Origin of the sequence: Kitasatospora sp. MY 5-36, from assembly GCF_001182915.1 — a bacterium.
Lineage (GTDB): Bacteria > Actinomycetota > Actinomycetes > Streptomycetales > Streptomycetaceae > Kitasatospora.
On record NZ_LFVW01000023.1, the window covers coordinates 1 to 8878 of the forward strand.

Annotated in this window: 5 protein-coding genes and 1 pseudogene; 2 read left to right on the forward strand and 4 right to left on the reverse strand. The window is 73.7% G+C overall.

Translation table 11 applies throughout. The annotated features are described in order from the left end of the window. Positions 1-160: 160 nt before the first annotated feature. Positions 161-2335 carry an NEW3 domain-containing protein gene (locus tag AE652_RS43385; RefSeq protein ID WP_082345164.1) on the reverse strand — a complete coding sequence of 725 codons (2175 nt, stop codon included), beginning with the start codon at positions 2333-2335 and terminating at the stop codon, positions 161-163. Positions 2336-2737: 402 nt separating this feature from the next. Between AE652_RS43385 and AE652_RS01940 the strand changes: the two genes are divergently transcribed. Beyond that, positions 2738-3544 carry a DeoR/GlpR family DNA-binding transcription regulator gene (locus AE652_RS01940; RefSeq protein WP_049649304.1) on the forward strand — a complete coding sequence of 269 codons (807 nt, stop codon included), beginning with the start codon at positions 2738-2740 and terminating at the stop codon, positions 3542-3544. A gap of 24 nt (positions 3545-3568) precedes the next feature. On the opposite strand, the gene galK is transcribed toward AE652_RS01940, so the two are convergent. Then, positions 3569-4714, reverse strand: a complete 1146-nt coding sequence (gene galK, locus AE652_RS01945; RefSeq protein ID WP_049649305.1) for a galactokinase — start codon at positions 4712-4714, stop codon at positions 3569-3571. Between the two features lie 265 nt (positions 4715-4979). Here galK and galT point away from each other — a divergent pair, with 265 nt between their 5' ends. Beyond that, complete coding sequence (gene galT / locus AE652_RS01950; RefSeq protein WP_049649306.1) at positions 4980-6086, forward strand: galactose-1-phosphate uridylyltransferase; 1107 nt, start codon at positions 4980-4982, stop codon at positions 6084-6086. Positions 6087-6193: 107 nt separating this feature from the next. On the opposite strand, the gene AE652_RS01955 is transcribed toward galT, so the two are convergent. Both AE652_RS01955 and AE652_RS01960 read right to left on the reverse strand, forming a co-directional pair. Further along, a complete protein-coding gene (locus AE652_RS01955) occupies positions 6194-8029 on the reverse strand; it encodes an RICIN domain-containing protein (protein WP_053111932.1) in 1836 nt (611 codons plus the stop codon). Positions 8030-8115: 86 nt separating this feature from the next. Continuing rightward, positions 8116-8878 (reverse strand): annotated as a pseudogene (locus tag AE652_RS01960) (hypothetical protein); the annotation flags it as partial.

Genomic DNA, 8878 nt, shown 5'->3' on the forward strand with positions numbered 1-8878 from the left:
CCGCCGGGCAGGACCAGCCGGGCACCGGCCAGGGTGGTGCGGTTCATGACGGTCATGGAGGGGTCCTGGATGCCGTTCGCCGGGAGGGGCGGAGTCTCGGGCGGGGGAACGCCGACCGCCCGGCCCACGGGAACCGGTCCGGTGGGCCGGGCGGCGCGGATCACGGCTGGACGGCCAGCGCGAACACGTGGATCGCCGCGGCGCGGGGCAGCGTGACGGAACGGATCGTCTTGCCGGGCGTCAGCGGGACGGTGTTGGTGAAGACGCCGTACCCGGTGCCGAAGTTGCCCGGCCCGGTGGGCGTGTTGCGGTGGTCCGTGGTGAACGCGGTCTTCGCGCCGTAGGCGTCGGTCGGGGTGCAGCACCAGTTGGGGAAGCCCAACTGGCCGCTGCTGGTGGTGCCGTCGGTGTAGGCGACGGTGACCGTGCCGGAGGCGAAGCCCGCTTCGGCCCCGAGGAAGCCCAGCGCGCTGCCCTGGCCGCTGAAGGTGATCTCCTGGCCCGCGGCCGACACGTTGTCGTTGGTGCCGGCGGCCGCGGACGGCCAGGTGAAGCTGAGGCCGTTGGCGCTGATCGTGGCGCCCGCGGTGGCGCCGACCAGGGCCAGGGCCTGCGCCGAGTAGCTGTTCCCGGCGCCGTCGAAGTCGCCGGGAACGGTGTCGCTCTCGGAGGTGGCGCCGACGTTGTCGAACGCCGCCTCCAGCGACGGGTAGGGCACGGTCCGCACGATCGTCTGCTCACCGCTGACGGTGTCGACCCCGGCCGGCCGGGCCCGGTAGCTCGCGGTGGCGGTGATCGCCGTGGCCGTGGTGCCGGGAGCGCCCTGGGGGCCGTGCACCGTCACCGCGGCCGACGCGGTCGTGCCCGGTGCGATGCGCGGGAGCGTGACGGTCGCCGGGGTGACGGTCCAGTCGGCGGGGGCGCTGATCCGCACGCTGGTGTCGTTCAGCGCGACGGCGCCGTTGTCGGCCAGGGTGATCCGGTACGTCCCGGGCTCCTGGGCCGTGCTGACGTCCTGCCAGGTGACGGCGGTGGCGGGGGCCAGGCCGCGGGTCGCGCCGGGGTGGACCCGGTAGAGCACCGTGGCGTGCGGCGGCACGTTCGCGGAGATCACGCCGGCCGTCCCGACGGCCTTCTTCGTCACCAGGTCGTCGAGCCGGTAGCCGTCGGCGGCGGGCAGGCCGGCCCGGGCGGCGGTCGTGGTGATGGTCTGCGCGGTGTCGGAGGAGTTGAAGAGCGCGACCGCGCGGTCCCCTCCGGCCAGCGGCCTGCTCAGCACGTCGTAGCCGGTTCCGTGCTGGACGACCCGCCCCTGGACGCCCAGCCGGTCCTGGTCGACGGCGATGACGTCGCGATTGCCGAGCAGTTCCAGCGCGGCCGGGGAGAGGCGGGTGAGGTCGGTGCTGGAGATCAGCGGCGCGGCCATCACGGCCCACAGCGAGATCTGGCTCTGCATCTCGTCCTGGCTGAGCCCGGAGTCGCCGGCGAGCAGGAAGTCGGGGTCGTTCCACCGGCCGGGGCGCTGCAGGTCGGCCAGTCCGACGTTGTAGCCGTAGTTGTACATGATCGACGCCCACTTCTCGGCGCCGCTGGCCTGGCCGAGTGCGATGTCCGCGCCCTCCCGCCACAGGTTGCCGAGCGGCGCGGACCAGCGGATCACCGACTCCCAGTTCGTCGCGCCCTGGAAATAGGCGGGCGCGGAGACCGAGAAGACCATCCTGCGGTGGGTGTCGAGCAGCGCCCGGCTCATCGCGGTGTAGGTGTCGCGGTAGCTCTGCTCCTCGGTCTCGCCGGGCTTGACCGGGACGTTGCAGCCGTCGAGCTTGACGTAGTCGACGGCCCAGGACGCGAACAGGTCCGCGTCCTGCTGCCAGTGGTCGAGGGAGCCCGGGTAGCCGCCGCAGGTGGCGGTCCCGGCGTCCTCGTAGATGCCGAACTTCAGGCCGAGGTCGTGGACTTGGCGTCCGATGTAGGCCATGCCGTGCGGGAACAGCCGCGGGTCGGCGACCAGGTTGCCCTGGGCGTCGCGCTGCTTGGACATCCAGCAGTCGTCGATGGTGACGGTGTCGTACCCCTTCTTCGCCAGCCCGGTGGAGACGAGGGCCCGGGCGTTGTCGAGGATGGTCTTCTCGTCGATCCCGCACTGGTAGTACGACCAGTCGTTCCAGCCCATGGGCGGTGTGGGGGCGTAGTTCGGGTACTCGGCGACGGTGCCGGACGGGGAGGGCTCCGCGGCGACCGCGGGCTGAGCCAGGAGCGTAGCGGTGGACACGGCGGCGAGCGCCGTACAGCAGGCGACGGTGGTACGGAGCCACCGGCGGAGGGCAGTTGACACGCTTCGACCTCACGGGATCTCGGGGTCAGGGCATGGATGGCTGCTGTTGGTCCCAGCCGGACCATTTGTACGGGGCTCTGCTCGCTCCTGACAAGATGACGGGCAGAATAAGCAATAACACGCACTCAATGGCAAAGTCCGAGCACGAGTGCACGTGGACCCGGCCCGGCCGAGCCGCCACCGGACGCAGGAGCGCGACCGGCCGACCGGTCGGGTCGGGGCCCGTTGGGGTCCTGGGATACTGGATCATGTCGCGGCCGACGGCTCCCCGGTCGCCGACGCGAACGCCCCGGCGTCCCACCCGGCCCTCGGCGGTGGCACCGGTACGTCCGGACCGCGGCAGGGTCGGCCTGCCGGAGGAAGCGGGAGCGGTCAGGCACCCGTTCGATCGAAAGGGCCTTCGTGGCTGATCAGAGTTTGCTCGCCCCGCAGCGCCAGGCGCTGATCCTGGAGGCCATCCGCAAGGCCGGCGCGGTGCGCGTCGCCGAGCTGGTCGAGCAGTTCGGCGTGTCGGACATGACGATCCGCCGCGACCTGGACGCGCTGGTACGCCAGGGAGACGTGCGGAAGGTCCACGGCGGGGCCATCGCGGTGGGGACCGCCAGCACGGACGAACCCGGCTTCGACGTGAAGTCCGGGCTGGAGGAGAGCACCAAGGCCGCGCTGGCCGACGCCGCCGCGCAGCGGGTGGAACCGGGCAGCGTGGTGGCGCTGTCCGCCGGCACCACCACCTACGCGGTCGCCTCCCGGCTGCTGGAGGTGCCGGGGCTGACGGTCGTCACCAACTCCCTGCGGATCGCGGACCTGCTGTGGGCGGCGGAGAGCGACGGAGCGGAGACCGTTCCGTCGCTGCTGCTGACCGGTGGGGCGCCGACACGCTCCGCGGCCCTGGTGGGGGCTCTCGCGGACCAGACGATCCGCACCCTCCACGTGGACCTGCTCATCCTCGGCGTGCACGGCGTCAGCGAGCAGGCCGGGCTCACCACCCCCAACCTCGCCGAGGCGCAGACCAACCGGGCCCTGATCGCCTCGGCCCGCCGCACCGTCGTGGTCGCCGACCACACCAAGTGGGGCGTCGTCGGCCTGAGCAGCTTCGCGGCCCTGACGGAGGTCGACTGCTTCATCACCGACGACGCCCTCCCCGCGGCGGCCCGCAACGCGCTCGCCGAGGCGGTCGGCGAACTCGTCGTGGTACCGGCCGCCGGCTGACCGGGGGCTCCGGGCCCCGCCCGGTCAGGCCAGTCGACGCGCCCCCGCCGAGGGGACGGCGGTGAAGGCGACGGGTGCGGCGAAGCCCGCGGAGCCGAAGGCCGACCGCACCGCGTCCGCGACCGCTGCCACGTCCGCCGCGGCCACCAGCGCGATGACGGAGCCGCCGAAGCCGCCGCCGGTCATCCGGGCGCCCAGCGCCCCGGCGGCCACGGCGGCCTCGACCGCGAGGTCCGTCTCGGGGCAGGAGACCCGGAAGTCGTCGCGCAGCGAGGCGTGTCCGGCCGTCAGGACCGGCCCCAGCGCGGCGGTCCGCCCGCCGTCCAGGTGCTCGATCACCTCGGCCACCCGCCGGTTCTCGGTGACCACGTGCCGCACCAGCGGGGCGAGTTCCCCGGGCAGGCGCTCCAGGGCCGCGGTGAGGCCGGCGGCCGGCAGGTCGCGCAGCGCGGCCAGGCCGAGCAGGTCGGCGGCCCGCTCGCAGCCGGCCCGCAGGGCGGCGTAGGCGCCGTCGCCGAGGTCGTGCTTGACCCGGGTGTCGATCACCAGCAGCCGGAAGCCGGCCGCCTCCAGGTCGAGCGGGACGTGGCGCCGCTCCAGCGTCCGGGTGTCGAGGAGCAGCGCGGCACCGTCCGTGCAGCAGGCGGAGGCCATCTGGTCCATCACCCCGCAGGGCACGCCGACGAAGGCGTTCTCGGCCCGCTGGGCGACCAGGGCGAGGTCCGGCGCGGACAGGCCGAGCCCGTACAGGTCGTTCAGGGCGGCGGCCGTGGCGCACTCCAGGGCGGCGGAGGAGGAGAGCCCGGCACCGGCCGGCACGTCGCTGTCGACGGAGAGGTCGGCGCCGCCGATCGCGTGTCCGGCCTCGGCGAGGGCCCAGAACACGCCGGCCGGGTAGGCGGCCCAGCTGGTGACGACCCCGGGGGCCAGGCCGTCGAGCGCGAGGTCGGTGACGGTGCCGTCGCCCCGGGTGCTGTGGAGCCGCACCCGGCCGTCCGTGCGGCGGCGGGCGGTGACCCTGGTGGTGTGCGGGAGGGCGACGGGCAGGACGAAGCCGTCGTTGTAGTCGGTGTGCTCACCGATCAGGTTCACCCGGCCTGGCGCGGCCCACACGCCGCTCGGCCGGGCGCCGTGGACGGCCTCGAAGTCGGTGGCGGCCCGGTCGATCATCTGCTCGGCTCCCGTACGTCGTGCGCGTGCGTCGTGGCGGCTCCCGTCGGTGCCTCCTTCGGCGGACGGGAGCCGATTTCGACATAATCAAACATCATCGGCCGCCGCAGTCAACACCTGCGGGTTTCGCAGCGCGGCGCGGACCGGAAACGGTGCCCGATGTCCTGTCGGCAGGTCTACACCTGTTGACAAGCGATCGAATATGTTTGATTCTGTTGGAGATCGGCGCAGACTGGCCGAACTCCCCCGCAGAAGGAGCACGGCGGTGCACAAGACCGCGACCAAGTTGGCCGACGGCCGCGAACTCGTCTACTACGACCAGGAGTTCGGCGCGGCCCGGAACGCCGTGGACGAACGCCCGCTGGAACCCTCCGCGAGCCTCTCCGAGACTCGACTGGACCCGGTGCTCGGCGAGTGGGTGACCGTCGCCGCCCACCGCCAGCAGCGGACCTACCACCCCCCGGCCGGCGAGTGCCCGCTCTGCCCCTCCCGGAACGGACGGCTGAGCGAGGTCCCGGCGGCCGACTACCAGGTCGTGGTCTTCGAGAACCGCTTCCCCTCGCTCGCCCCGGACTCCGCCGCCCACGTCACCGCCCACGAGGACGACCCCCTGCGCACCCTCCGGCCGGGCACCGGCCGCTGCGAGGTGGTCTGCTTCGCCCCCGACCACGACACCTCCTTCGCCGACCTGGACGAGGCCGGGGCCCGCCTGGTGCTGGACGCCTGGACCGACCGCACGGCCGAGCTCTCCGCCCGGCCCGAGGTCCGGCAGGTGTACTGCTTCGAGAACCGCGGCGAGGAGATCGGCGTCACCCTGGCCCACCCGCACGGGCAGATCTACGCCTTCCCCTTCGTCCCCTCCCGCACCGCCCGGATGATCGGCCGCGCCGAGGCGTACCGGGCGAGCACCGGGCGGAACCTCTTCGAGGACCTCGTCGCCGCCGAACGGGCCACCCCCGAGCGGCTGGTGCTCCGGGGCGGGCACTGGACGGCCTTCGTGCCCTTCGCCGCCCGCTGGCCGTACGAGGTCCACCTCTACCCCAACCGCCGGGTGCGCGACCTCACCGCGCTGAACGAGGCCGAGCGCGCCGAGTTCCCCGGCCTCTACCTGGACCTGCTGCGCCGCTTCGACCGGCTGTTCCCCGCTCCCGCCGGCTCCGCGCCGAACCGGACCCCGTACATCTCCGCCTGGCACCAGGCGCCGAAGGACGGCGGCGACGAACTCGCCCTGCACCTGGAGCTGTTCACCGTCCGGCGCGCTCCCGGCAGGCTCAAGTACCTGGCGGGCGTGGAATCCGGACTCGACGCCTTCGTCACCGATGTGAGTCCGGAGGCCGCCGCCGAGCGGCTGCGCGGGGCCGCGGCCGACTGACCCGGCCCACAGGAGGGCCCCGGCACGGCCGTCGATCGAGCCGTGCCGGGGTCGGGGTCAGGAGGTCGACCACCGCCGCGGCGGCGATCCGGTGTCCGGCTCCCGCGTCACCGCGGCGCCTGCGGAACGAGGGCGAGGGTCTGCTCGGCCGCCGTGCGGCCGCCGCCGACCGTGGAGCCGGTGGTGTCGTTCCAGGAGCGGGCGGGCACGGTCTCGGCGAGTCGGCCCGAGGTGCCGGACATGCCGATCACCAGGCCGCTGTAACGGTTCACCAGCTGGAACCGGCCCTTCCCGGCCTTGCTGGGGAGCATGAACCACTGCTGCCCGACGGTGGCGTTCCCGCCGACGGCGCCGGTGGCGGTCAGCGCCGCGCCCCAGGCCCGGCCCGCCGTCGAGGTGGCGTCGACGCCCAGCAGCCGACCGGTGGCGGCGTTGACGATCCGGTAGGAGCCGTCGCCCTCGGCCAGGAACCGCCAGGGCTCGCGGGCGGAGCCGGCCGCCCTGGCCGTGGAGGTGACGGCGGAGCCGCCGGCGCTCTGGGCGAGGACCCGGCCGTTGCCGCTCTGGATCCGGTAGGTCCTGGCCAGGTCGACCGGCGGGGCGGCCGGCGCGGACGAGCCGACGGTGAGCTCGACGTACTGGCCGTCCGAGCCGGCGCAGGCGAAGGAGCAGTACGACCGGAAGGTCCTGCCGACGATCGTGGTACCGGTCAGGCTGGCGCTGTCCAGGAACCAGCGGTACCAGGAGGCGGTGTGGTAACCGCCGGTGTCGCCGAGCAGCGTCCACTTCTGGGTGGCCAGGTCCTTGGTGGCGTAGATCTGCTGCGGGGCGTTGCCGCTCTGGTCGACGGCCTGCGGAGTGCCGATGTAGAGGCCCAGGTAGGCGTCGTAGGCGATGTTCATGACGAACAGCGGCGTGCTCGGGGCGAGCGTGCCGGCCGCGATCTGCCGGCTCACGGTGCCGGGGTTGGCCGGGTCGTACTCCTTGGCCGGCGGGAGGTACCCGGTGGGGTTGGCGCCGTCGGCGGGCACCATGTCGCTCTCCAGGCCGCCGGCCCCGGGCTGCGACCACGCGCCGTCGTACCACTTCTGCCAGCTGCCCGGCGTCATCTTGGCGGACATCGGGGCCCGCGCGACGTGCTGCTGGAACGCGCCCCAGCTGCCGCCCTTGTCGACGATCCGGGAGCCGTAGAAGACGTAGAAGTATCCGGAGGCGGTGTCCACGAACAGTCGCTGGTCGCCGTCGCCGTAGGAGAAGGTCTGCTGCGGGAAGGCCGCGGTGTCACCTCGCGTGGTGCTGCGGGGCGAGGTGATCACGTGGTCCCTGATCGTCCAGGTCCGGCCCTGGTCGGTGGAGACGGCGTAGTCGATCGCGTCGTAGTGCAGGCCGTCGCCGAAGGGCTGGGGGGTGAACTCGTTGTGCACCAGCCCGTACCAGTCCCCGCTGTCCGGGTCGACCCAGACCCCGGCCAGGTCGCAGTAGTTCCGCTGGGCGTAGTGCGAACCCTGCGGCGCGTAGCTGGACTCCCGTCCGGTGGGGCTGTTGTTGCAGCGTGCGGTGGTGTCGTCGTTGCGGTCCGACGGGTCGGCGGGGTTGACGGCGTCGCTGATCGCGGCGGACCTGGTGGCGCTGTCGAAGTCCCGGCCGGTGAAGAAGTCCCACTGCCGGGAGTCGTTCGCGCCGTACAGCGAGTGCGACTGCTGGAAGTAGAACGTGCCGTCCTTGTCGGTGTAGGGACTGGCCTGGGTGTCGTCGGGGTAGGCGTACGAGCCGGTCCTGCCGACCGAGACCGTGTACGTGGCGGGGGCCGGCCTGCCGGCGGCGGGTGAGTCGGCGGACGGCCTGTCGGCGGACGCCGGTCCGGCGGCCAGGGTTCCGGCGCCGAGCGCCGCCAGGACGGTGGCCGCGAGAGTGCGGGCCCATCGGGTGCGTAGGGATGACACTGGTACTCCTCTTCCGTGGCGGGGCGCACGGTTGCGCCCCTGCTGTGGGGGTGCGGAACGGGAGAGTGGTCCGGGGAGGCGGGCGGTCAGCCGTCCGCCATGCGGAAGTCGTACTGCGGGGGCACCGGTGTGCCGGGGTGGACGGCGAGCCAGAGGGTGTCCAGGGAGAGCTCGCCCTCGCGCATGGTGTCGACCTGGATGCCCTCGGCCAGCAGCCGCCGGACCCGGTCGTCGTCGCCGAGGGCGTGCGCCGCCTCCGCCTCGGCCAGCCTGATCCGCCCGTGCGCCCGGTCGGCCGGGGAGAGCGCCTCGATCAGCGCGAGCGCCTCGGCGGGGCGCTCGGCGCGCCGCAGCGACTCCAGCGTCTCGATCGTCAACTCCCGTAGTTCCGGGCGGAGTCGGTGGGACGAGAGCAGGAGGTCGGCGGCCTCCCGCGGTTGCGGGGCGAGGAGGGCGAGCGCGCGCAGTGCCCACGGCGAGGCCTGGACGGCGACGGAGCGTTCGAACGCCTCGCGGGCGGACTCCCGTTCCCCGTCGGCCAGGCGCAGCAGCCCGAGCTGGTACAGCGCGTGCCAGTCCGTGGCGTTCGCCTCCAGCAGCCGCCGCCAGTGCGCCCCGGTGACCGGCTCGGCCGGCGGGTCGCAGACCGGGAGCGTGCCGGTCCTCAGGAGCCGCCGCCAGGGCTCCTGGGCGGCCGCCGGCTCGCCGAAGGGCAGGGCGGGCGAGGCGGGCAGGGCACCGGCCTCGATCTCCAGCGCGGCCCAGCCGCCGCCCTCGGACAGCACCTCCTCGGGCGCGCCGAACTCCCCGGCCCGGGCGTCGGCCCGCTCCAGCTCCAGCGGCGGGGGC